This is a genomic window from Cupriavidus sp. DL-D2 (assembly GCF_039710735.1).
In the GTDB taxonomy this organism is placed as follows: domain Bacteria; phylum Pseudomonadota; class Gammaproteobacteria; order Burkholderiales; family Burkholderiaceae; genus Cupriavidus.
Window position 1 is genome coordinate 38,590 of sequence record NZ_JBDKXK010000014.1, and the last position, 22,563, is coordinate 61,152.

Annotated in this window: 19 protein-coding genes; 5 read left to right on the top strand and 14 right to left on the bottom strand. The window is 65.0% G+C overall.

Annotated elements, in window-relative coordinates; genetic code table 11:
- Positions 1-20: 20 nt before the first annotated feature.
- The 10 genes from ABDB81_RS10515 to ABDB81_RS10560 all read right to left on the bottom strand — a co-directional run bounded on the left by ABDB81_RS10515 (position 21) and on the right by ABDB81_RS10560 (position 14,433).
- On the bottom strand, positions 21-3,455 hold the full coding sequence (locus tag ABDB81_RS10515) for a transglutaminase family protein (RefSeq protein ID WP_346811012.1): 3,435 nt from the start codon (positions 3,453-3,455) through the stop codon (positions 21-23).
- 103 nt (positions 3,456-3,558) lie between these two features.
- The gene (locus tag ABDB81_RS10520; protein WP_346811014.1) at positions 3,559-4,248 is read right to left on the bottom strand and encodes a tetratricopeptide repeat protein; all 690 of its coding nucleotides are present in this window, start codon (positions 4,246-4,248) and stop codon (positions 3,559-3,561) included.
- 140 nt (positions 4,249-4,388) lie between these two features.
- On the bottom strand, positions 4,389-5,084 hold the full coding sequence (gene kdpE / locus ABDB81_RS10525) for a two-component system response regulator KdpE (protein WP_137923660.1): 696 nt from the start codon (positions 5,082-5,084) through the stop codon (positions 4,389-4,391).
- A 1-nt stretch (position 5,085) separates the two neighbouring features.
- Positions 5,086-7,950 carry a sensor histidine kinase KdpD gene (locus tag ABDB81_RS10530; protein WP_137923661.1) on the bottom strand — a complete coding sequence of 955 codons (2,865 nt, stop codon included), beginning with the start codon at positions 7,948-7,950 and terminating at the stop codon, positions 5,086-5,088.
- Between the two features lie 249 nt (positions 7,951-8,199).
- Entirely contained in the window at positions 8,200-8,814 is a 615-nt protein-coding gene (kdpC, locus tag ABDB81_RS10535) for a potassium-transporting ATPase subunit KdpC (protein WP_202126638.1), read from the bottom strand.
- Between the two features lie 16 nt (positions 8,815-8,830).
- The gene (gene kdpB / locus ABDB81_RS10540) at positions 8,831-11,059 is read right to left on the bottom strand and encodes a potassium-transporting ATPase subunit KdpB (RefSeq protein ID WP_137923662.1); all 2,229 of its coding nucleotides are present in this window, start codon (positions 11,057-11,059) and stop codon (positions 8,831-8,833) included.
- 16 nt (positions 11,060-11,075) lie between these two features.
- Complete coding sequence (gene kdpA / locus ABDB81_RS10545) at positions 11,076-12,908, bottom strand: potassium-transporting ATPase subunit KdpA (RefSeq protein WP_137923663.1); 1,833 nt, start codon at positions 12,906-12,908, stop codon at positions 11,076-11,078.
- Entirely contained in the window at positions 12,908-12,997 is a 90-nt protein-coding gene (kdpF, locus tag ABDB81_RS10550; RefSeq protein ID WP_109582419.1) for a K(+)-transporting ATPase subunit F, read from the bottom strand. The genes kdpA and kdpF overlap by 1 nt, the downstream gene beginning before the upstream one ends.
- Entirely contained in the window at positions 12,997-13,155 is a 159-nt protein-coding gene (locus ABDB81_RS10555) for a hypothetical protein (RefSeq protein ID WP_171020317.1), read from the bottom strand. The genes kdpF and ABDB81_RS10555 overlap by 1 nt, the downstream gene beginning before the upstream one ends.
- A 306-nt stretch (positions 13,156-13,461) precedes the next feature.
- The gene (locus ABDB81_RS10560; RefSeq protein WP_137925867.1) at positions 13,462-14,433 is read right to left on the bottom strand and encodes a magnesium and cobalt transport protein CorA; all 972 of its coding nucleotides are present in this window, start codon (positions 14,431-14,433) and stop codon (positions 13,462-13,464) included.
- 186 nt (positions 14,434-14,619) lie between these two features.
- Here ABDB81_RS10560 and minC point away from each other — a divergent pair, with 186 nt between their 5' ends.
- The 4 genes from minC to ABDB81_RS10580 all read left to right on the top strand — a co-directional run bounded on the left by minC (position 14,620) and on the right by ABDB81_RS10580 (position 18,114).
- Complete coding sequence (minC, locus tag ABDB81_RS10565) at positions 14,620-15,462, top strand: septum site-determining protein MinC (protein ID WP_346811018.1); 843 nt, start codon at positions 14,620-14,622, stop codon at positions 15,460-15,462.
- A gap of 48 nt (positions 15,463-15,510) precedes the next feature.
- Positions 15,511-16,323 carry a septum site-determining protein MinD gene (gene minD / locus ABDB81_RS10570; RefSeq protein WP_137925820.1) on the top strand — a complete coding sequence of 271 codons (813 nt, stop codon included), beginning with the start codon at positions 15,511-15,513 and terminating at the stop codon, positions 16,321-16,323.
- Positions 16,324-16,338: 15 nt separating this feature from the next.
- Positions 16,339-16,593 carry a cell division topological specificity factor MinE gene (minE, locus tag ABDB81_RS10575; RefSeq protein WP_061959726.1) on the top strand — a complete coding sequence of 85 codons (255 nt, stop codon included), beginning with the start codon at positions 16,339-16,341 and terminating at the stop codon, positions 16,591-16,593.
- Between the two features lie 432 nt (positions 16,594-17,025).
- The gene (locus ABDB81_RS10580; RefSeq protein ID WP_137925821.1) at positions 17,026-18,114 is read left to right on the top strand and encodes a porin; all 1,089 of its coding nucleotides are present in this window, start codon (positions 17,026-17,028) and stop codon (positions 18,112-18,114) included.
- 69 nt (positions 18,115-18,183) lie between these two features.
- Here the strand turns inward: ABDB81_RS10580 and ABDB81_RS10585 are convergent, their stop codons facing one another.
- Positions 18,184-18,948 carry a response regulator transcription factor gene (locus ABDB81_RS10585; RefSeq protein ID WP_137925822.1) on the bottom strand — a complete coding sequence of 255 codons (765 nt, stop codon included), beginning with the start codon at positions 18,946-18,948 and terminating at the stop codon, positions 18,184-18,186.
- A gap of 200 nt (positions 18,949-19,148) precedes the next feature.
- Here ABDB81_RS10585 and ABDB81_RS10590 point away from each other — a divergent pair, with 200 nt between their 5' ends.
- On the top strand, positions 19,149-19,871 hold the full coding sequence (locus ABDB81_RS10590; protein WP_137925823.1) for a response regulator transcription factor: 723 nt from the start codon (positions 19,149-19,151) through the stop codon (positions 19,869-19,871).
- Between the two features lie 44 nt (positions 19,872-19,915).
- Here ABDB81_RS10590 and ABDB81_RS10595 read toward each other — a convergent pair whose 3' ends face one another.
- The 3 genes from ABDB81_RS10595 to ABDB81_RS10605 form a co-directional block, all read right to left on the bottom strand.
- Positions 19,916-20,899, bottom strand: a complete 984-nt coding sequence (locus tag ABDB81_RS10595; protein WP_137925824.1) for a tripartite tricarboxylate transporter substrate binding protein — start codon at positions 20,897-20,899, stop codon at positions 19,916-19,918.
- A gap of 71 nt (positions 20,900-20,970) precedes the next feature.
- A complete protein-coding gene (locus ABDB81_RS10600) occupies positions 20,971-21,255 on the bottom strand; it encodes a hypothetical protein (RefSeq protein WP_137925825.1) in 285 nt (94 codons plus the stop codon).
- Positions 21,256-21,327: 72 nt separating this feature from the next.
- Positions 21,328-22,557: an MFS transporter gene (locus ABDB81_RS10605; protein WP_137925826.1), complete on the bottom strand. Its 1,230-nt coding sequence runs from the start codon at positions 22,555-22,557 to the stop codon at positions 21,328-21,330.
- Between the last annotated feature and the right edge of the window lie 6 nt (positions 22,558-22,563).

Below are 22,563 nucleotides of genomic sequence, written 5' to 3' on the forward strand. Positions count from 1 at the left end.
TCAATGGCGAGTGGCGGTCATCACGGCACCACATCGCGCAGGTCGAGCGTGAACGGAAACTCCAGGCTGCGTCGCGCCGGCGGCGCCACGGAACGTCCCGGCGTGTGCCCGATCGAAAAGAACCGCGCCAGGCGCCGGCTTTCCGCCTCGTATGCGTTGACCGGGAACGTCTCGTAATTACGGCCGCCGGGGTGCGAAACATGATACTGGCACCCGCCAAGGCTGCGATCCATCCACGTATCCACTACGTCGAACGTCAGCGGCGCATGCGACGGGATGGTGGGATGCAGCGCCGACGGCGGTGCCCACGCGCGGTAGCGCACCCCGGCCACGAACTCGCCGGCACGTCCCGTGGGCTGCAGTGGCACGGTCTGCCCGTTCACGGTGACGACGTGGCGGTTGTCGTTCATGCCCAGCACGCGCACCTCGATCCGCTCGACGGATGAATCCACGTAGCGCACCGTGCCGCCTACGCCGCCCTCCTCGCCCATGACGTGCCACGGTTCCAGCGCGTTGCGCAGGGACAGCGACAGGCCCGCCACATCCACCTCCCCCACGCGCGGGAAGCGGAATTCGAAATGCGGTGCAAACCAGGCCGACTCGAACACAAACCCGGCGGCGCGCATCTCGGCCAGCACGTCGTCGAAATCGATCTGCACGAAGGTGCTCAGCATGAAGCGGTCGTGCAGCGCCGTGCCCCAGCGCGACAGCTTGGCTGTGTAAGGCGTGCGCCAGAAACGCACCATCAGCGCGCGCAGCAGCAGTTGCTGCACCAGGCTCATGCGGGCGTGCGGCGGCATTTCGAACGCGCGCAGTTCCAGCAGGCCGAGCCGGCCCGTGGGGCCATCGGGCGAATACAGTTTGTCGATGCAGAACTCCGCGCGGTGCGTGTTGCCTGTCACGTCGATCAACAGGTTGCGCAGGATGCGGTCGATCAGCCAGGGCGGTACGTGTCCGCCGCCAGTGACTTCGCAGAGATCGAGTTGTCGACGCAGTTCATCGAACGCAATGCCGAGTTCGTAGACCTGATCGTTGCGCGCCTCGTCCACGCGCGGCGCCTGGCTGGTAGGTCCGATGAACAGGCCCGAGAACAGGTACGACAGCGACGGATGGTTGTGCCAGTACGCGATCAGGCTGGCGAGCACATCGGGGCGGCGCAGGAACGGGCTGTCCGCTGGCGTGGCGCCGCCCATCACGAAGTGGTTGCCACCGCCCGTGCCGGTGTGCCGCCCGTCGAGCATGAACTTCTCGGTGGAGAGGTGCGTCTCGTGCGCGGCCTGATACAGGTACTCGGTGTGATCCACCAGTTCGGCCCAGTTCGCGGCCGGGTGGATGTTGACTTCGATGACGCCGGGGTCGGGTGTCACCTGCAACAGCTTCAGGCGCGGATCGCGCGGCGGTGGATAGCCTTCGAGCACCACCTTCATGCCGGTCTCGGCCGCCGTGGCTTCCACCTCGGCCACGAGCGCCAGGTAATCGTCGAGCGCGGTCAGCGGCGGCATGAAGACGTAGAGGATGCCGCGTTTGTCGTTGGGGGATTTCAGTTCGGCGGCGGGCCCTGCGGCACGGCCCGGATGCCGTACCTCCACGCAGAGCGCGGTGCGCACCACATCGCTGGCCGATTGACCGCGCGCTGGCATCGACGTGGATGCCTTGCCATAGCCGTCACCCGACTCACCGCGTGCTTGGGCCCGGCGCGTAGCCAACGCGGGCTGACTGTTGGCGCTTGCCGCAGCGCCTTGCAACTGGCGCCGCAACGGCGGTGCTGCCGGCAACGGTGCGCGCGGCGCGAACGGGTCCTGGTCGAACTGGTGCGGATAGTCGGCCTTGCTGACCCACGGCAGCGAATCCAGCGGCAGGCGGTAGCCCATCGGCGAATCGCCGGGCAGCAGGTACATGTGTTCGTCGCGCAGGAACCAGCGGCTAGTGAGCCAGCCATCGCCCTCTTCTTCACGCGCCAGCGGCAGCACGTAGCCGGTGACGGCCGACAGCCCCGCATCGAACACGCGCCGCAGCCGCGCGCGCTCCATCTCGTCGTCGAGGCGCGCTTCGAGCGGATCGACATTGACCGGCAGCTTGCGCTCGCGCCAGAGGTAGTACCAGACATCCTCGTAGGCGGGCGCGATGGTATCGGTGTCGAGACCAAGCCGGCGCGTCAGCGTCTGCAGGAAGCGTTCGGCGTCTGCCGAGGTATGCGCCTCGGGCGCGCGTTCATCGGCGAACAGTGACGAGTCTTGCCAGCACGGCAGTCCATCGGCGCGCCAGCAGATCGACAGCGCCCAGCGCGGCAACTGCTCGCCCGGATACCACTTGCCCTGCCCGAAGTGCAGGAAGCCGCCTTCGCCATATCTGGCACGCAGCTTGTGGACCAGTTCCGTCGCCAGCCCGCGTTTGGTAGGCCCCAGCGCGTCAGTATTCCACTCGGCGCCGTCGCGGTCGCGGGCCGAGACAAAGGTCGGTTCGCCGCCCATCGTCAACCGCACGTCGAGATCCTGCAGTTGGCGATCCACGGACAGACCTGCCGCGTCGATGGCGGTCCACTGCGCCTCGGTATAGGGCCGGGTCACGCGCGGCGATTCATAGATGCGCGTGATCGACATCAGGTGCTCGAACTCTACCTCGCACTCATCTACCGCACCGCTGACCGGCGCCGCACTGCCCGGCTCCGGCGTGCAGGCCAGCGGGATGTGACCTTCGCCAGCCAGCAGGCCCGAAGTCGGGTCGAGTCCGATCCATCCCGCGCCCGGCAGGTAGACCTCGCACCACGCGTGCAGGTCGGTGAAATCTTTCTCGGTACCGCTCGGCCCATCCACGGCTTTTACATCGGGCGCCAGTTGCAGCAGATAGCCCGAGACGAAGCGCGCCGCCAGCCCCAGATGCCGCAGGGTCTGCACCAGCAGCCAGCCGCTATCGCGGCACGATCCAGAGCCATTCTCCAGCGTGGTCTCGGGCGACTGCACGCCCGGCTCCATGCGGATCAGGTAGCGGATGTCCTGCTGCAACCGCTGGTTCAGCGCCACCAGAAAATCGAGCGTGGCCAGCGGCTTGCGATCGATGCTGTCGACGAACGCCTTGAAGCGCGGCGTCAGCGCATCCTTGACCAGATAGGGCGCGAGGTCGTGCGCCATATCGGGGGCGTAGTCGAACGGGAATTTTTCGGCAGAGGGTTCGAGGAAGAAATCGAACGGGTTGAAGACCGACATCTCGGCGACGAGATCCACCGTGACGCGGAACTCCGTGGTCTTCTCGGGAAAGACCAGCCGCGCGAGGTAGTTGGAGAACGGGTCCTGCTGCCAGTTGACGAAATGCTGCACCGGTTCGATGCGCAGCGAGTACGACAGGATCGGCGTCCGGCAATGCGGTGCGGGACGCAGGCGCACGACCTGCGGCGAAAGCTGCACCGGCCGGTCATAGCGATAGTGTGTGACATGGTTCAGCGCGACATGCGTGGCCACTTGCGACCTCCCCCGGGGTTGCCTGCTCAAGCATCGATCAATCGAAACTGCATCCGTGTCAGGCAAGCAAGAGTTGTACCCTGCATGCCTCGCCTACTCCGACTTACATCTGGGATTTCGCGCGCAGGCTTTCCTCCAGCAGCGAGCGCAGCTTGGCCAGCGCGCCCGGATCGCCATGGGCCGCCGCACGGGCGTACCAGATCTTGGCCTGCTCCACGTCGCGCTCGACGATGCCCGGATAGCCGCGCTCGTAGTAGCTGGCCACGATGTACTGCGCGCTGCCGTCACCGCCCTTGGCCGCTTTCGTGTACCAGGCAAACGCCTGGCCGTAGTCGAGCGGCACGCCACGTCCGGTGAAGTAGTTCGTCGCCAGCGCCATCTGGGCCTGCGTATGCCCGCCCTTGGCGGCAAGCTCATACCAGCGGTTGGCCTCTTCCAGCGATTTCGGCACCAGCCCGCCGCGCTCGTGGAGATCGCCCAGTGTGAACTGGGCATGTGTCATCTGGTTGTCGGCGGCGCGGCGCAGCCAGACCAGCGCCTCCTGCGGCTTGGCCGGGGTGCCCTCGCCGCGCAGCAGCATCATCGCGTAGTTGAACTGCGCCAGCCGGTTGCCCTTCTGCGCGGCCTCGGCAAAACCCTTCAACGCCATGTCGAAATGGCCGGCCTCATAGGCGGCCACGGCATCGCGGGTCTGGGCTTGTGCGGGAGCGGGGGTTTCGGTGGCGGCAAGGACGGGCAGCCCAAGCGCCGTGGCGAGGATCAAGCCGGCCAGGCGGATCGATGGGAAGGGCATGACAGTGGCTCCGGAATCCTGCGGCTGGCGAGAAAAGTGTCAGGCTCGTTCCAGTGTAGGATGCCGGCGAAAGGGCTGCTTTATTCGGATGAAGAATATTGCTTTGCTTATATTAGCCAACAACATTCTTTCATCGAATATCAACCTGCGAACCGATATCCCACGCCAACTTCGGTCAGCAAGTGCACGGGCTGGGCAGGATCAGCTTCCAGCTTGTGGCGCAGGTGGCCCATGTACACGCGCAGGTAGTGGCTGCTTTCCGAGTGCGACGGTCCCCAGACTTCGCGCAGCAGTTCGCGGTGCGTCATGACCTTGCCGCGATGGGCGATCAGCACGGCCAACAGCCGGTATTCGATCGGCGTCAGGTGCACCGCCGCCTCGCCGCGCATCACCAGCCGATTGGCCAGATCCACGCGCACATCGCCAAACGATATCTGCGGCGTGCCTTGCGGGTTCGCCTTGGCATGGCGGCGCAGCAGCACGCGCACCCGCGCCACGAGTTCGCCCACGCCGAAGGGCTTGGTCAGGTAGTCATCGGCGCCGGCATCGAGCGCGGCGATCTTGTCCTCTTCTCCGGTGCGTGCGGAGAGCACCAGCACGGGCACTTCCGTCCACGTACGCATCTCGCGGATCAGCGTCATGCCATCGCCATCGGGCAGGCCCAGGTCCAGCACCACGATATCGGGCTGACGCGTGCCGGCGTCGATCAGGCCGCGCTTGAGCGTATCGGCCTCATGCACGGTGCAGCCCTCGGCCTGCAGGGATTCGCGCACAAAGCGGCGGATGTGGGGTTCGTCCTCGACCAGCAGAACGGTCGGCGAGAAATCAAAGGGCATCTCAGTGCGGAAAGTGAATGGACTCGTCGAGCAGTTCGGGCTCGATCACGGGAGGATTGCCGCGCGGCAGTGCCACGATGAATCGCGCGCCGGGCCGGGCAGGCTCGACCCAGATGCGGCCACCATGCGCCTGCACGATGGCCTCGCAAACAGCCAGGCCCAGCCCGACACCTGCCGTGGCGGACTCGCGCTCTCCACGCGTGAATTTCTCGAAGATGCGGCGCTCCTGTCCTACCGGCACGCCAGGACCATCGTCCTCGACGATCAGGCGGACTTCGTCGCTACCGGTGTCGCCAGTCGGGCTCGCGACGATATCGCCATAGACGCGAATCACCGTACCCGGCGGCGTGTACTTGGCCGCATTCTCGAACAGGTTGCTCAGCACGCGCTCCATCAGCACGCCATCGCACTCGACCAGCGGCAGCACGGACAGATCCGATACTTCCACGCGATGATCGCGCAGCGTCTCGCGCATCGACACCAGCGACGCGCCCACCAGTTCTTCGAGCGATTGCCAGCCCCGTTGCAGCGCCACGTCATGCTGCTGCAAGCGCGCCATGTCGAGCAGGTTCACCACCATCGTGCGCATGCGCTGCGCCTGCGCGTGGATGGCATCGACGGTTTCGGCCACGTCATGCGCCAGCGGCGGGTCGGCGCGCTGCAGCGTCTCCGCCATACCGAGCAGGCCCGTGAGCGGCGTACGCAGATCGTGCGAGACCGCCGCCAGCAGCGAACTGCGCAGCCGTTCCGATTCGATCGAGAGCAACGCACGCTGCGCCACATCCACATAGTGCAGCCGCTCGATGGCAATCGCGATCAGCGTGGCAAAGACATCCGCCTGCCTGCGCAGTGCAGGCTCCGCCAGCGCATGCCATGCGCGGGGCTCCACGGCCAGCACGCCACGCGTCTGCATCGGCGCTTTCAATGGAAGGTACAGCACGGTGCTGCCGGGCAGCGTATGCGTGCCAGTGCCAGCAGGCTCGCCGTGATCGAACACCCATTGCGCGAGCACGGTGTCGATGGCTTCGCCCTTGGGCGAGCGCGCGCCGCCATGGTCTTCCGACGAAGGCGACAGGGGCGACGAGATCGGTTCGAGCCGGGCTTTCTCGTTTACAAGGAAGAACGTCGCATGCGCATCGAACGCGGCACGCAGGAAGCGGCCACCAATCTCGACGATCTGCTCGGGCGTCAATGCCGCAGACAATTCGCGCGCCAGCTCGTACAGCGTGCGCGCATCGGTCTCGCGACGCACGGCTACGTACGCCTGTTCGCGCAGGCCCGCAGTCAACTGGCCGATGACCAGACCCACCGCCAGCAGCACGAAAAACGTCAGCAGGTATTGCACATCGCTGACCGCGAACGACATGCGCGGGGCAACGAAGAAGAAATCGAACGATGCCACGGACAGCACCGACGCCAGCGCCGCCGGTCCGCGCCCGTGGCGCAGGGCCACCACGACCACGGCCACCAGGAACAGCATCGCGATGTTGACCTGGTCGAACCACGGCCGCGCGAGCATCGAGACGCCGGTGGCCGCCGCACACCACACCACCGCCCAGCCATAGTCGCGGCTGCGCAGGCGCGAGGGCTCGGCGTCTTCCTCATGGCGCGTGTCAGGCCGCGTTTCCGTGCGCACGGTTTCGCGCGTGGTGTCTGCGGCTACGCGCACCACATCGATTTCGGGGCAGCCTGCCGCCAGCGCATCGGCAAACGACTGCTTGCCGATCAATCGATTGCCGGCGCCAAGCAGCGGCGACAAGGCACGCGCCAGCCAGATGCGCGCACGATCGAGCACGCCGCCTTCGGCACGCCATTCGGTGCGTGCGCGGCCAACCAGTACCTTGGTCAGATTGTGGCGCCGGATATAGCCCACCACGGCCTCGACCATGTCATGGCCCGCGAGTGTCTCCGTGCGGGCGCCGAGCGATTCGGCCAGTTGCATCGCCACGCGCAGACGCAGGCGCAGCGTGTCCACGGGCGGCAGCAGGTGCGATGCGGCGATGGTCACTACATGCCAGTCGCAATCGAGCTGACTCGCGAGGCGATGCGCGCTGCGCACAACCTGTTCGGCATCATCGCCCAGCCCGATGCAGGCGAGCACGGCTTCGCGCGTGCGCCACACCGGGGAAATTTGTTTGGCATCGCGATACGCGCGGACATCATCGTCCACACGATCCGCCGTGCGGCGCAACGCCAGTTCGCGCAACGCGATCAGGTTGCCCTTGCGGAAGAAGTTACGCGCCGCGTGGCGCGCCTGCTCGGGCAGATAGACCTTGCCTTCGCGCAGACGACGCAGCAGTTCGTCGGCAGGCAGATCGACGAGCACCACTTCATCGGCGCCATCGAACACGGTATCGGGTACGGTCTCCCAGACACGCACGCCCGTGATGCCGCCCACGGCCTGGTTCAGGCTGTCGAGGTGCTGCACGTTGACCGTGGTCCACACATCGATGCCTGCGGCCTGCAATTCCTCGATGTCCTGCCAGCGCTTGGGATGTCGGCTGCCGGCCGCGTTGGAATGCGCGAGTTCGTCCACCAGCACCAGCGCGGGACGACGCGCCAGCGCGCCATCAAGATCGAACTCGTGCAGCACACGGTCGCGGTAGGGGACATCGCGCAGCGGCAGATGTTCGAGACCTTCGACCAGCGCCTCGGTCTCGGCACGGCCATGCGTTTCCACCACGCCGATCACCACATCCACACCCTGCTCGCGCAATGCCCGCGCCGCAGCGAGCATCGCAAACGTCTTGCCGACGCCAGCGGACGCACCGAAATACACACGCAACTTGCCACGCGCAGCACGCACGTCCTCCGCCTGCATGCGTTGCAGCAGCGCGTCGGGATCAGGACGTTGAGGGGTGGTCATCGTGCGGGGGATTGTGCCATGGGGTGAGTTTTGATGTCGCGATGGTTTGCTCCCCTCTCCCGCATCCTTTTTTTTCTCCCCTCTCCCGCAAAGCGGGAGAGGGGTTGGGGGAGAGGGCAAGAGGCTCTGCTTGCCGACGTGCCGCAATTTGAACTGCTGGCCCTCTCCCCCGCCCCTCTCCCGCAAGCGGGAGAGGGGAGAAAGAATAAAAGGCGGGAGAGCAGCGCAACAAGCAGGGAGAAGACGCGCTTACTTCACCGCATCCAGCGCCAGATTCAACTTCAGCACATTCACCCCCGGCTCGCCCAGCACGCCCAGCCCCGGCCCTTCCGTATTCGCCGCGATCAGCGCTTCCACCTTCAGCGTCGGCAAGCCACGCAAACGTGCGACACGCGCGGCCTGATACTGAGCCGCCGCCACGCTGATATGCGGATCGAGGCCGCTGCCGGAGGCGGTGGCCAGATCCACCGGAACCGGGGCGTTGTTGCCCGGATCGGCTTCACGCAGTGCGTCGATGCGTGCCTTTGCCGCATCGGTCAGTGCCGGATTGGTCGGGCCCAGGTTGGACCCCACCGATGCCGCACCGTTGTAGGGCATCGGCGCCGTGGCCGACAGGCGGCCCCAGAAGTACTTCGGGTCGGAGAACGGCTGGCCGATCAGTTCGGAACCGACCGTCTTGCCATCCTTGACGATCAGCGAGCCGGCGGCCTCGTGCGGGAACACGGTGCGTGCGATGCCGGCGACCAGCCCCGGATACAGCAGCCCGGTGATGATCGACAGCGCGACGAACACGGTCAGCGCGGGCCGCAGCATGCCCTGCTGGCGGGCGGGTTCTTGCATGGCGAGTGTGGATTTTGCAGACATTGTGATGCTCCGAATTTCAGATCCAGCCAACCGCAGTCAGCAGCATGTCGATCACCTTGATCCCGGCAAACGGCACCAGGATGCCGCCCAGCCCGTAGATCAGCAGGTTGCGACGCAGCAGCACCGCCGCGCCAAGCGGGCGATACGTGACACCGCGCAGTGCCAGCGGAATCAGCGCGACGATGATCAGCGCGTTGAAGATCACGGCCGACATGATGGCCGACGCCGGCGTGGACAGATGCATCACGTTCAGCAGATTCAATTGCGGATACGTGGTGGCAAATGCGGCCGGGATGATCGCAAAGTACTTGGCGATATCGTTGGCCACGCTGAACGTGGTCAGCGAGCCGCGCGTCATCAGCATCTGCTTGCCGATCTCCACGATCTCGATCAGCTTGGTCGGATTGCTGTCGAGGTCGACCATGTTGCCGGCCTCGCGCGCGGCCTGCGTGCCGCTGTTCATCGCCACGGCCACGTCGGCTTGCGCCAGTGCCGGTGCATCGTTGGTGCCGTCGCCGGTCATCGCCACCAGACGACCCTGCCCCTGGTATTCGCGAATCAGCGCGAGCTTGGCTTCGGGCGTGGCTTCCGCGAGGAAGTCATCGACACCAGCCTCGGCCGCAATCGACGCAGCCGTCAGGCGGTTGTCGCCAGTAATCATCACTGTGCGAATGCCCATCTTGCGCAGTTCGCCAAAGCGCTCGCGGATACCGGTCTTGACGATGTCCTTGAGTTCCACCACGCCCAGCACGCGCACGGTGTCTTCGGTGCCTTCCGATACCGACTCGCACACCACGAGCGGCGTGCTGCCAGCGCGGGCCACGTCGTCCACGGCCTGCATCACGGCATCCGGGAACTTGCCGGCGCGCTCCGTCACGTAGCGGCGCAGCGCATCGGCCGACCCCTTGCGCACACTGCGCACGATGTTGCCGCTCGTCACATCCACACCACTCATGCGCGTCTGCGCGGTGAACGGTACGAACACGGGCGCACCCATGCCGCGCGTGGTCAGTTCCGGCGATGCGGTGCCCGGACGCTGACGGGCGAGCGTGACGATGCTGCGACCTTCCGGCGTTTCATCGGCCAGCGACGACAGCCAGGCGGCTTCCGCCAGTTGGCGCTCGGTCACGCCGGGCGCGGCGATGAAGCGCGAAGCCTGGCGATTGCCGTACGTGATCGTGCCCGTCTTGTCGAGCAGCAGCACATCCACGTCGCCTGCGGCTTCCACAGCGCGGCCCGACGTGGCGATCACGTTGGCTTCCATCATGCGGCTCATGCCCGCCACGCCGATGGCCGACAGCAAGCCACCAATCGTCGTCGGGATCAGGCACACCAGCAGCGCCACGAGCACCGTGACCGAGACCGGCACGCCGGCCTGCGTCACGAGTACTGCATAGAGCGAGTACGGTTGCAGCGTGACCGTAGCCAGCAGCAGCACCAGCGTCAGGCCCACCAGCAGGATGGTCAACGCAAGTTCGTTCGGCGTCTTCTGGCGCTTGGCGCCTTCCACCATGCTGATCATGCGGTCGATGAAGCTCTCGCCGGGGTTCGTGGTGATGCGCACCACGATCCAGTCAGACAGCACGCGCGTGCCGCCCGTGACCGACGAGAAGTCACCGCCCGACTCGCGGATCACCGGCGCGGATTCGCCGGTGATCGCGCTTTCATCGACCGATGCCACGCCTTCGATCACCTCGCCGTCACCAGGGATCATCTCGCCCGCTTCCACGAGCACGATGTCCCCGCGGCGCAGCTCGGTAGCCGCACGCGGTTCGGTGGCACCCGCGGCACGCGCATCGCTGCGGCCCGTGCGCACTACGCGCGCCATGGTGGTGGTCTTCAGGCCACGCAGCGCAGCGGCCTGCTGCTTGCTGCGGCCTTCCGCCAGGGCTTCGGCAAAGTTGGCAAACAGCACCGTGAACCAGAGCCAGACAGACACGGCCAGAATGAAGCCAGCCGATTCGCCACCCGCCGCGCCCTGCTCCGGCGCCAGCCAGGCGCGCAGGAACAGGATCGTCGTCAGGATGCTGCCGGCGTAGACCACGAACATCACCGGGTTGCGCAGTTGCGCACGCGGCGACAGCTTGCGCAGCGCATCGACGATGGCCGGCTTCACCAGCTCCGGCGAGAACATGCCACGCGGGGGGCGCGGATGTTGCGGGGCGGGTGTCTGCGTGGCGGCTGCGCCGGGGTTGCGCGACGGTGCGGTATTGGCGGCACGCGTCGCGGAGGATTGTTGTTGCATGCGAATTCTCCGCGGATTACTTGGCAGCCGCCGTCACGGCGGCAGGCTGCAATTGCTCTGCGACGGGGCCAAGGGCCAGCGCAGGCACATAGGTCAGCGCGCCAACAAGCAGCACCGAACCCACCAGCAGCGTCACGAACAGCGGGCCGTGCGTGGGCATCGTGCCAGCCGATACCGGCGTACGACGCTTGGCGGCCAGCGAACCAGCCATCGCCAGCACAGGCACGATGATCCAGAAGCGGCCGAACCACATCGCCGCAGCCAGCAACACGTTGTAGAACGGCGTGTTGACCGAGACACCGGCGAACGCACTACCGTTGTTGTTGGCCGCCGACGACAGCGCGTAGAGCAGTTCCGAGAAGCCGTGCGTGCCGGGGTTGAACACCGCGGCGCGTCCCGGCTCGACCATCACCGCGATGGCGGTGCCCACAAGCACCAGCAGCGGCGTGACCAGAATCGCCACGGCGGTCATCTTCATCTCGTACGCCTCGATCTTCTTGCCCAGATACTCGGGCGTGCGACCGATCATCAGGCCGGCGATAAACACCGCAAGCACGGCGTAGACCAGCATGCCGTAGAGACCAGAACCCACGCCGCCGAACACCACTTCACCGAGTTGCATCAACAGCATCGGCACGAGACCGCCGATGGCCGTGAACGAGTCATGCATCGCATTGACCGCGCCGCACGAAGCCGCCGTGGTGATCGCGGCAAACAACGCGCTGGCCGAGATGCCGAAGCGCACTTCCTTGCCTTCCATGTTGCCGCCGGCCTGCAGCGCCGAAGCGGCGTGGTCGATCGGCAGGCCAGACAGCGCCGCGGTGATCTGCTGCTCGGAGAACATTGCCGCCGCAGCCATCACCACGAAGATCACCGTCATCGACGCGATGACCGCCACGCCCTGGCGCCGGTCCTTGACCATTTCACCGAACGTGAAGCACAGCGCGGCGGGGATCAGGAAGATCGCGAGCATTTCCAACAGGTTCGCGAACGGCGTGGGGTTCTCGTACGGATGCGCCGAGTTGGCATTGAAGAAGCCGCCACCATTGGTGCCGAGCATCTTGATGGCTTCCTGCGAAGCAACCGGCCCCATGGCCAGCGTCTGCTTATCAGTCCTGGCTGCCTCGGTCACGGGCTTGCCTTCGGCATCGAGCACCGGCTGGCCTGCGGCATCCACCTTGGGCTGTGTGTATTCCACAGCCGTGACGAGATTCACTTCCTTGTAGCTGTCGAAGTTCTGGATCACGCCTTGTCCCACCAGCGCGACGGCCAGCACCACGGACAGCGGCAGCAGCACGTACAGCGTGGTGCGCGTGATATCGGTCCAGAAGTTGCCGATGGTCTTGGCGCCGTGGCGCGCAAAGCCGCGAATCAGCGCGAACACCACGGCGATACCCGTGGCTGCCGAGACAAAGTTTTGCACGGTCAGCGCGAGCATCTGCGTGAGATAGCTCATCGTCGACTCACCGGCATAGCCCTGCCAGTTGGTGTTGGCAACGAAGCTGATCGCCGTGTTGAACGAGGAATCCGGCGACACGGCGCCAAACCCCTGCGGGTTCAACGGCAGCATGCCTTGCAGGCGCTGGATCGCATAGACAGCCACCACACCGATCACGTTGAACACGATCACGGCGATGGCGTACTGCTTCCAGTTCATTTCGGCATCGGCGCGCACGCCGGCTACACGATACAGGCCGCGCTCCAGCGGGCGGCCCCAGGATGTCAGGGCGTAGTTACCTTCCTCGATGGCGCGCCGCATGTAGCGGCCCAGGAAGGGGCCGACCACGAACAGGATCAGAAGGAACAGGGCGAGGAGTCCGAAGAACTCTGCGTAGGGAGAGGTAGCCATCAGAATTTCTCCGGCCGGAACAGCGCAACAAGCAGGTAGATGAAGATGGCGACGGCCAGGCCGCCGCTAAGCAGGTCGGTCCAGTTCATCAGAGCCCCCTGTCGCTAGCGGAATGCTTCGCCGCCGGGGTGTCGTCGACTTGACCGCGCCCCGCAGGAAGGTTGGCGCCGAGCGCGGCGCACAGGGCCAGCAGCGCGCCCGTCAGCGCACCAAAAGCCAGCAATACGAGGAAATAGATCCCGTCCATGACATGTGTGCAGGCATCGCGCCTGCCGAGTGATTCACGGATGGAAGGTTAGGGATCGGGGGGTAAAAACGGGGTAGAGAGGGGAAAGGGGGGTGTAAACGAGATATAAAAATGGGCGATGGCGCCTCACTCCCTCTGGTTTTCTCCCCTCTCCCGCAAGGCGGGAGAGGGGTTAGGGGAGAGGGCCGGAGGCTCTGCTTGCCGGCCATATCGCAATTTGCACTGCTGGCCCTCTCCCCCGCCCGGCCTTGCTCCCCTCTCCCGCAAGGCGGGAGAGGGGAGAAAACAAGTGAAAACTCAACTGCCCTACAACCAACCCGCCCGATGCAACTTGCTCCAGAGGAATCCACACGCCGTCGCCGTGACCCCGATCACCACCGGATACGCGTAATGCCATTTCAACTCCGGCATGAACGTGAAGTTCATCCCGTATAGAGAGAACACCACGGTCGGCACGGCCAATATGGCGCCCCACCCGGCCAGGCGCTTGACCACCTCGTTCTGGGTCACGGTCACCAGCGCCAGGTTGACCTGCACGGCGGTGGTCAGCATTTCGCGGACCACGTCGAGCGAGCGGACGATGCGGCTGCAGTGGTCCTCGATATCGCGGAAGTAGGCACGCAGTTCCTTCGGCACCAGGGCCTCGTGCAGGCGGATCAGTTGCCCGCAGATATCCTCCACCGGATACACCGCGTTGCGCAGCCGCAGTACCTGGTGCTTGACGTGATAGAGGCGCGCGATGGCGGCGCGGTCGAATTCGTCGCGGAAGATGCCCTGCTCCAGCGCCTCGAACGTGTCTTCGAGCTTGGTGACGATGGGCAGGTAGTGATCGACCACGAAGTCCATCAGCGCGTACAGCACATAGCCCGGACCGTTGGCCAGGCCGTGCGGATCCTGCTCGCAGCGCTCCCGCACCGGCGCATAGGTGGAACTGGCGCCGTGCCGCACCGAGACCACATAGTTGGGGCCGACGAACAGGTGCGTCTCGCCCACCACCACTTCCTCGCCCGCGAGCTGCGCCGTATTGAGCACCACGAACACGGAATCTCCATAGCTCTCCAGCTTGGGCCGCTGGTGGGCGTCCAGCGCATCCTCCACGGCCAGGTCGTGCAGGCCGAACGCCTGCTGCACGCGCCGCAACAGGGTCAGGTCGGGTTCGTGCAGGCCGAGCCAGACGAAGGTCCCCGGCTCCGCGAGCACGGTTTCGATGGCATCGAACTCCACCGGGCCGACCTTCTTGCCGTTCCGATAGGCTGCGCAGTTGACGATGGCGCCCATATGCACTCCGCTGTGAGGGTGCGACATGCTAGCAATTCCACGCGCGCGGTGCAGCGCGTACCACGTCGCGCCGCCATATGGTCCGCATCGTCCACCCCTGAGCATTCACGGGTCGATACACCAAGATTTGTTACAGTTCGCCGGAATTCCGACGTTAGAATGACCCATTTCCACGGTCCACCGACTATGTCTCAGAAGAAATCGCCACGCTTCGAGCTGCGCAGTGGCAATGTCGACGCCCTCCTTCTCGCACTGCATAGCGCCGATACGGACGCGCTGCGGGACGACCTCCTCTCCCGCTTCGAATCGACCCCCGATTTCTTCTCCGATGACGTCGTGGCGCTGGATTTGCGCCGCCTGGAAGGCGATGACACCGTGGCGCTGGACCGCGTGATCGAGACCCTTTCCACCCTCAACGCTCGCGCCATCGGCGTGGTGGCACGCGCCGCCCAGCGTGACTGGGCCGGTGGTTTCGGCCTGCCGCTGCTGGACAGCCAGAGCCGGCGCGGTGGCCGCGACGAGGCGGCGAAGGCCGACGTCGAAGCCGCATCCCACGCTGCGGATCACTCAGGGCAAACCCTTGGCAACGCGCCGGATGCTGACGCCGGCGTCTCTGCAGACACCGCAAATGGCACCCAGGCGGCCATTGCCGAGATCATGGCAGCGGCCACCGCTGCAGCCGGCCCGCGCAACATTCCCACCCTGATGATCGACAAGCCGCTGCGCTCGGGCCAGCAGGTCTATTCACAGGGCGATGTGGTGATCCTGGACCTGGTCAGCTACGGCGCCGAGGTAATCGCGGAAGGCAACATCCATATTTACGCCCCGTTGCGCGGCCGTGCGCTGGCGGGGGTCAAGGGCAATCCGGATGCGCGCATCTTCTGCACGTGCCTGGAACCCGAACTGATTTCCATCGCCGGCATTTACCGGACCGCGGAGCAGGCGCTCCCGGCCGACGTGCTCGGTAAATCGGCCCAGGTTCGCCTGGCAAACGAAAAACTGATCCTCGAACCGCTGCGGATGAAATAAGCAGCGCGTATCGGGGAACGAATTCCACTCAAACCGGACCATAGAGCCATGGCAAAAATCATCGTAGTGACCTCCGGCAAGGGGGGCGTTGGCAAGACCACCACCAGCGCAAGCTTCGCCGCCGGCCTGGCCCTGCGCGGCCACAAGACTGCCGTGATCGATTTCGATGTGGGCCTGCGCAACCTCGACCTCATCATGGGTTGCGAGCGCCGCGTGGTTTATGACCTGATCAACGTCGTGCAGGGAGAAGCCAACCTGCACCAGGCGCTGATCAAGGACAAGAAGTGCGAGAACCTGTTTATCCTGCCGGCCTCGCAGACGCGCGACAAGGAAGCGCTGTCGCGCGAGGGCGTGGAAAAGGTCATCAACGACCTGAAGGCAATGGATTTCGAATATATCGTCTGCGATTCGCCGGCCGGTATCGAGACCGGCGCGCTGATGGCCATGTATTTTGCCGACGAAGCGCTGATCGTGACGAATCCCGAGGTGTCGTCCGTGCGCGATTCGGACCGTATCCTGGGTATCCTGGCGTCCAAGACCAAGCGCGCCAGCGAAGGCGAACCGATCCGCGAACACCTGCTGATCACGCGTTACAACCCGAAGCGCGTGCACGGCGGCGAGATGCTGTCGCTGACCGATATCCAGGAAATCCTGCGTATCAAACTGATCGGCGTGGTTCCGGAATCGGAAGCCGTGCTGCACGCATCGAACCAGGGCACGCCGGCCATCCATCTGGAAGGCACCGACGTGGCGGACGCCTACGGCGACGTGGTGGACCGCTTCCTGGGCAAGGACAAGCCGCTGCGTTTCACTGACTATCAAAAACCGGGGCTGCTCTCGCGCATCTTCGGCAACAAGTAAGGAGGACTCATCCACATGTCGATCCTGTCCTTCCTGTTAGGGGAAAAGAAGAAGTCCGCTTCGGTTGCCAAGGAGCGGCTGCAGATCATTCTCGCCCATGAACGCACCGGCCATTCCGCGCCGGCCGACTACCTGCCGGCACTCCAGCGCGAGCTGGTGGCCGTGATCTCCAAATACGTGAAGATCAGCGATCAGGACCTGCGCGTCAGTCTCGAACGCCAGGACAACCTGGAAGTGCTCGAAGTAAAGATCGAGATTCCCCAGGCCTGATTCAAGCGGTTACCCTGAACCGCTGAATCGCTGAATCGCTGAGCCCTTAAAATCCCGGCCCATTATCACGGGCCATTTAACGGGATTTAAGGGATAACCCTCCCCTCTCTCGCGGGGGATATTGCACCGCACGCAGCCGTCCCATGAGACGGCTGCATGACTTTGTGCAATCGCTATTCCCTCGCCGCTTTCCAACCGCGCTGCACCAGCGTGGCGCGTGCTGCCGTGCACCAACTCCAGAGGTTTATGACAATTTGTAGCGGCAAACCAACGGATTTGCACCAAATGTCTCCTGTAGATCAAGCTTGAGTTCGGATTTATGTCGGAATCAGCCGTGTTTTGATAAATTTTCGCGGCGTTAAGAGCAAACGTCATTCAAATGGGCGCGCCGTGATCCGGTGTAGTCCAACCACAAGACAGAAAAGGAGCACCATGAAGAAATCGCTATTGGCCCTCGCACTGGGTTCGCTGTTTGCCGGCAGCGCCTTCGCACAATCGTCCGTCACGCTGTACGGTATTGTCGACCAGAGCGTCCGCTACACCACGAACTCGGATGCTGCCAATCACAGCCAGGTTCAACTGACCAACGGCGCCGTGACCAACAGCCGCTGGGGCCTGAAGGGCAGCGAAGCCCTCGGCAACAACCTGAAGGCCATCTTCCAACTGGAAAACGGCTTCGATCCGGATACCGGCCGCGCCAACCAGAGCAACCGTCTGTTCGGCCGTCAGGCTTACGTCGGTCTGTCGGGCGACTTTGGCGCCATCAAGCTGGGCCGCCAGTACACGGAAGGGTTTAACTTCTTCGGTGACTACGATCCGCTGACGATCGGCAACTACACCGCCAACGCATGGCCGTTCTTCCTGACCAAGTTCCGTAACGACAACGTCATCAGCTACTCGGGCTCCTTCCAGGGTCTGAGCGTTGGCGCCAGCTACGGCTTTGGCGAAGCACCGGGCAGCTTCACGAAGGGCACGGCCACGACCAATTCGTACTGGGGCGCGCGCGCTTCCTACGAAACCGGTCCGTTCGGCTTCGGTGGCGTGTACCAGGAAGTGCGTGACCAGGCTGGCAACAAGCAGCAAATGTGGGGCGCAGCAGGTAAGGTCGGCTTCGGCGCGGCCAAGCTGTTCGCTGGCTACATTGGCGGCAAGGACCGCACCGGCTCGCTGGACACGACCGACTGGCTGAACGCACGTGCGTACACCGGCGGCGGCACGCAGAACGCCCAGGCCAACCCGCGCAAGGACACCATCGGCTACATCGGCCTGACGTACCAGGCCACCCCGGCCCTGGCACTGACCGGCGTGTTCTACGGCGACCACATCAAGAACAAGAACGGCGTGGCCGACAATGGCGGCAACCGTTACACCGGCGTCCTGCTGGCCGAGTACTCGCTGTCGAAGCGTACCCAGGTCTATGGCACGGTGGACTTCAACAAGGTCACCGGCGGCGTGCAGACCGAACTGCCGGGCAAGAACAATCAGACCGGCGTTGCCGCTGGCATCCGCCACATTTTCTGATCGGCATTTCAGATCAGCTGATTTTGGGAAAGGCACCTTCGGGTGCCTTTTTTTATTCCTGCGCCTCCCCTATCCCGTCTTGCGCCGCGCTCTTCCGTCCGATGCCATCGGCTGGCCATGTGCGTCGACGCGCTCCAGCCGGTAGCCGTACGTATAAATGGGTTGTACCCGCACGCCGTGGCATTCCCATAATTCCAGCTTGTTGCGTACGCGCGAGATATGCGTGTCGATCGTGCGCGACATCGGCGGGATATCGCGGCCCCAGATCGCCAGCACCATGTGTTCGCGCGGCACGACGCGGTCCAGGTTACGGAACATCAGTAGCGCCAGTTCGAACTCCTTGGGCGTCAGTGTCACCAGCGCACCATGGCGCGAGACCTGGCGAGCCATGACATCGAAGGTATAGGCCCCGCATGTGAGCGGCGCCTCCTCGTTCACGCGGGCATCGGGATACGCGCGACGCAACAGCGCGGCCATGCGCGCAACAAGCTCCGTGCGCCGGATCGGCTTGACCATGTAGTCGTCGGCGCCAGCCGCCAGCGCCGCCGCCATGTCGTCTTCCTCGCCATGCCTGGCCAGGAACAGGATGGGCAGGCGCGGATCGAGATGCCGCCTGGCCCAGCGCAGTACCTCCATGCCGTCGAGGTCCGCCACCTCCCACTCCAGCAGCAGCAGGTCGAACTCGACCTTGCGCAAGGCCAGCAGCATGCGACGCCCTTCGGCGAACGTGGTGCATTCGTATCCCGCGCTGGCGCAGACATCGCGAATGCGCGCGGCATCCGCGCGATCGCCTTCGAAGGAAGCAATCCTGAAACCGAAACCTGAGGTTGTCATGCGTGGTCGTGCCCCGCCTCCGGGCACCATGAATGGGCATGACGTCCATTAGATGCAATCCCGCCCCTAAACCATATAAGACGATGCTCATTTTTGCGTCGGGCACAAATGTTTACTTTCTTCCGCAAGGTGGCCGGCCCTACCATGGCCCGCATTACCTGGCCTCTCCGGCAGGACCAACCCAAGCGAGGAAACCCATCTTGAAGATTGCAGCGCTCGAAGACAATCCGGCGCGGGCCATGGTGCTGGAGCGCGCCCTGCATCCGGGCGGGCACAGCGTGGCGCGCTTTCGCTGCGGACAGAGCATGGTCGAGGCGATGCATCGCGAGCCCTACGACATGCTGCTGCTGGACCGCGACGTGGTGGGCACCGACGCCGACAAGCTGCTGGACTGGATTCGCCGCACGCTGGGCCACGGCGTGCCGGTGATGATGCTGGGCGAGAGCGATGCGGAGCATGTGGTGGCGCGCTGCCTCATAGCCGGCGCCGATGCCTATGTGCCGCAGCCCGCGCGGCATGCCGAGTTGCTCGCTCGCATCGAGGCGCTGGGTCGGCGCGCCGCGGTGGCCGGCCTGGGCGCGGCGCCGGTGTTCCGCGATGCCTTTACCGACGTTCCCGATCCGCTGGTCTGCGGCAAGTTCCGGTTTCGGGTAGGTCAGCGCGAGGTCTGGGTGAGGGATGTGCGCGTCACCGTATCGCCCAAGGAATATGCGCTGGCATTACTGCTGTTCCGCCACCTCGGCGCGATTGTCTCGCGGCAGATGATGGCCGAGGCGGTCTGGCACAACCCCGGCATGGACGAGCAGGCGCGCACCATCGACAGCCACCTGTCGCGCGTGCGGACCAAGCTCGGCCTGTGGCCGTTCAACGGCGTCATGCTGCGCAACGTCTACCGGATGGGCAGCCGGCTGGACTACGTCTGAGGTCTGAGGGCTGAGGGCTGAGTTCGCGCCGGAAAGATCCGGTCTCAGTCGGCCTTGATGCCCGCTTCCTTGACGATGCGCGCGTTCTCGGCGGATTCGGTGCGGATGGCCGCGGAGAATTGCGCCGCCGTGCCGCCCGTGGGCACTTCGCCGCCGCGCAGCAGGCGTTCGCGCACCTCGGGTTCGGCCAGTGCCTTGTTCAGTTCGGCATTGAGCCGGTTGACAATGGCGGCCGGCGTCTTGCCTGGTGCGAAGATGCCGAAGGTCGAGGTGAGGTTGGCCTTCGGATAGCCCAGTTCGTCGAAGGTCGGCACGTTCGGCAGTGCTTCCAGGCGCTTGGGCGCGCCCACGGCGACGGCACGCAGGCGGCCGGCCTGCATGTGCTGCGTCAGCATCGGGCTGGCGTTCGTGCTCATGACCTCGAACTGTCCACCGAGCGCGTCGTTCATCTGCTGGCCGGCACCCTTGTAAGGAATCAGCGTGATGTCGGCTTTCGACTTCGCCTTGATCTGCTCCAGCATCACGTGACCCACGGTGCCGAGGCCCGAAGTCGCCCAGCGCACCGAACCCGGCTTGGCCTTGGATTGGGCAATGACATCCTGGAACGTCTTGCCCGTGAAGCTCGGCGTGGCAACGACCAGCACCGGCGAGTACATCACGCTCATCACGGGGGCCACATCGTGCTGCGGATCGTAGTTGACGCGGCCCACGTGCGGATTGAGCGTCAGCGGGCTGGTCGAGGCAAAGCCCAGCGTGTAGCCGTCAGGCGCGGCCTTGGCGACGGCATCGATGCCGATCGAGCCGCCAGCGCCAGCCTTGTTTTCCACCACCACCGACGTGCCCATCTGCAGCGAGAGTTTCTCGCCCAGCGCGCGCGCCACGGCGTCGCTGATGCCGCCAGTCGGATAGGCCACGATCATGCGGATCGGCTTGCTCGGGTAGTTGTCGGCGGCCACGGCGGGCGCGCAGACGGTGAAGGTGGCGGAAATTGCAGTGGCAACCAGCGGCAGGAATCGGAGCGCGGCCATGGGCGGTGGGGCGTGGAGAGGTATAGGACGGGCGCCATTCTAGCCGATCGGCTATTGCACCCGAGGCCGGACTATCGCACCAGCGGATGCTCGGGCACCCACGACACGAACAATTCGTTGGCGCGATCGTAGAGACGCCAGGAGGTGCCGCACTCGCGGCAGATGAACGACATCATGCTGAAGGGCACGCCAGCGGCGCTCTGGCTCACCAGCGGGGCGGTATTGCGCAGGGCCAGGCAGGGATGCGGCTCGCGCCGGCGCGAGTCATCGGCCAGGGCAAGGCAGTGGGTGCATGCGGGACGGGAGGACATGGCGGGCGTGGGGAGCGGGGGCACGGCGGACTTCATGCCCGCCATGATGCCGCAAAACCGGGACGGAGGTCGACGCCCTGACAGGCGTGCTCCCCATCCCGTCCCGGCCGGGGCCCGTCAGGCCGCGCGGGCGCGCTCGCGCAGATCCGGCAGGAAGACGGCCAGCAGTCCCAGCAGCGGCAGGTAGGCGCACAGCGCGTAGACGGTCTGGATGCCATGCGCATCGGCCAGGCCGCCCAGCACTGCGGCGCCGATGCCGCCCATGCCGAACGCAAACCCGAAGAACAGGCCCGACACCATGCCGACCTTGCCAGGGATCAGTTCCTGCGCGAACACCAGGATGGCCGAGAACGCAGACGCCAGGATGAAGCCGATGATCACCGTCAGCACCGCCGTCCAGAACAGGTTGGCGTGCGGCAGCATCAGCGTGAACGGCGCCACGCCCAGGATCGACGCCCAGATCACGCGCTTGCGGCCAATGCGGTCACCGATCGGGCCACCCAGGATAGTGCCCAGCGCCACGGCGAACAGGAACAGGAACAGGTAGATCTGCGAGGTCTGGCGCGGCAGCCCGAACTTCTCCATGAGATAGAACGTGTAGTACGTGTTCAGGCTCGCCATGTAGAAGTACTTCGAGAAAATCAGCATCAGCAGCACGGCGATGGCGCGCACCACGGTGGATGTCGGCAGCTTGGCCACCGGCGCCGCCGCCTTCTTCTTTGCGGCACGCTCGGCCAGATGGCGTCCGTACCAGCCGCCAATCTGCCACAGCACGGCGATGGCCAGGATCGCGGCCAGCGAGAACCACGCCACGCTGCCCTGCGTATGCACGATCCACGCAGCCAGCAGCGGCCCCATGGCGCTGCCGCCATTGCCGCCCACCTGGAAAATCGACTGCGCCAGCCCATGCTGGCCGCCCGACGCCATGCGCGCCACGCGCGACGACTCCGGATGGAAGATCGACGATCCCGTACCCACCAGCGCTGCCGCCACCAAGAGCACGCCGTAGGTCGGCGCCACGGACAGCAGCAGCAGACCGCCCAGCGTGAAGCCCATGCCAATCGCCAGCGAATGCGGTTTGGGATGCTTGTCCGTGTACAGGCCGACGATGGGTTGCAGCAGCGACGCGGTGATCTGGTAAGTCAGTGTCAGCAGGCCGATCTGCGTGAAGCTCAGGTTGAAGCCGCCCTTGAGCATCGGATAGATGGCAAGGATCAGCGACTGAATCATGTCGTTGAGGAAGTGCGCGAAACTGATCGCGTACAGCACGCGAAAACGCGTGCCTTCCTCGCGCTGGGCAGCGGCGGCGCTAGGCGCCTGGGGGGCCTGGTTGACGGTTGTGCTCATGGTGCA

Excerpts from the sequence above, each read along its gene's own strand:
- ABDB81_RS10520 (WP_346811014.1), bottom strand. The coding sequence starts at position 4,248 with ATGCCCTTCCCATCGATCCGCCTGGCCGGCTTGATCCTCGCCACGGCG.
- kdpE (WP_137923660.1), bottom strand. The coding sequence starts at position 5,084 with ATGCCCTTTGATTTCTCGCCGACCGTTCTGCTGGTCGAGGACGAACCC.
- ABDB81_RS10530 (WP_137923661.1), bottom strand. The coding sequence starts at position 7,950 with ATGACCACCCCTCAACGTCCTGATCCCGACGCGCTGCTGCAACGCATG.
- kdpC (WP_202126638.1), bottom strand. The coding sequence starts at position 8,814 with ATGTCTGCAAAATCCACACTCGCCATGCAAGAACCCGCCCGCCAGCAG.
- kdpB (WP_137923662.1), bottom strand. The coding sequence starts at position 11,059 with ATGCAACAACAATCCTCCGCGACGCGTGCCGCCAATACCGCACCGTCG.
- kdpA (WP_137923663.1), bottom strand. The coding sequence starts at position 12,908 with ATGGCTACCTCTCCCTACGCAGAGTTCTTCGGACTCCTCGCCCTGTTC.
- kdpF (WP_109582419.1), bottom strand. The coding sequence starts at position 12,997 with ATGAACTGGACCGACCTGCTTAGCGGCGGCCTGGCCGTCGCCATCTTC.
- ABDB81_RS10555 (WP_171020317.1), bottom strand. The coding sequence starts at position 13,155 with ATGGACGGGATCTATTTCCTCGTATTGCTGGCTTTTGGTGCGCTGACG.
- ABDB81_RS10560 (WP_137925867.1), bottom strand. The coding sequence starts at position 14,433 with ATGGGCGCCATCGTCAACTGCGCAGCCTATCGGAACGGCAAGAAGGTC.
- minC (WP_346811018.1), top strand. The coding sequence starts at position 14,620 with ATGTCTCAGAAGAAATCGCCACGCTTCGAGCTGCGCAGTGGCAATGTC.
- minD (WP_137925820.1), top strand. The coding sequence starts at position 15,511 with ATGGCAAAAATCATCGTAGTGACCTCCGGCAAGGGGGGCGTTGGCAAG.
- minE (WP_061959726.1), top strand. The coding sequence starts at position 16,339 with ATGTCGATCCTGTCCTTCCTGTTAGGGGAAAAGAAGAAGTCCGCTTCG.
- ABDB81_RS10580 (WP_137925821.1), top strand. The coding sequence starts at position 17,026 with ATGAAGAAATCGCTATTGGCCCTCGCACTGGGTTCGCTGTTTGCCGGC.
- ABDB81_RS10585 (WP_137925822.1), bottom strand. The coding sequence starts at position 18,948 with ATGACAACCTCAGGTTTCGGTTTCAGGATTGCTTCCTTCGAAGGCGAT.
- ABDB81_RS10595 (WP_137925824.1), bottom strand. The coding sequence starts at position 20,899 with ATGGCCGCGCTCCGATTCCTGCCGCTGGTTGCCACTGCAATTTCCGCC.
- ABDB81_RS10600 (WP_137925825.1), bottom strand. The coding sequence starts at position 21,255 with ATGGCGGGCATGAAGTCCGCCGTGCCCCCGCTCCCCACGCCCGCCATG.
- ABDB81_RS10605 (WP_137925826.1), bottom strand. The coding sequence starts at position 22,557 with ATGAGCACAACCGTCAACCAGGCCCCCCAGGCGCCTAGCGCCGCCGCT.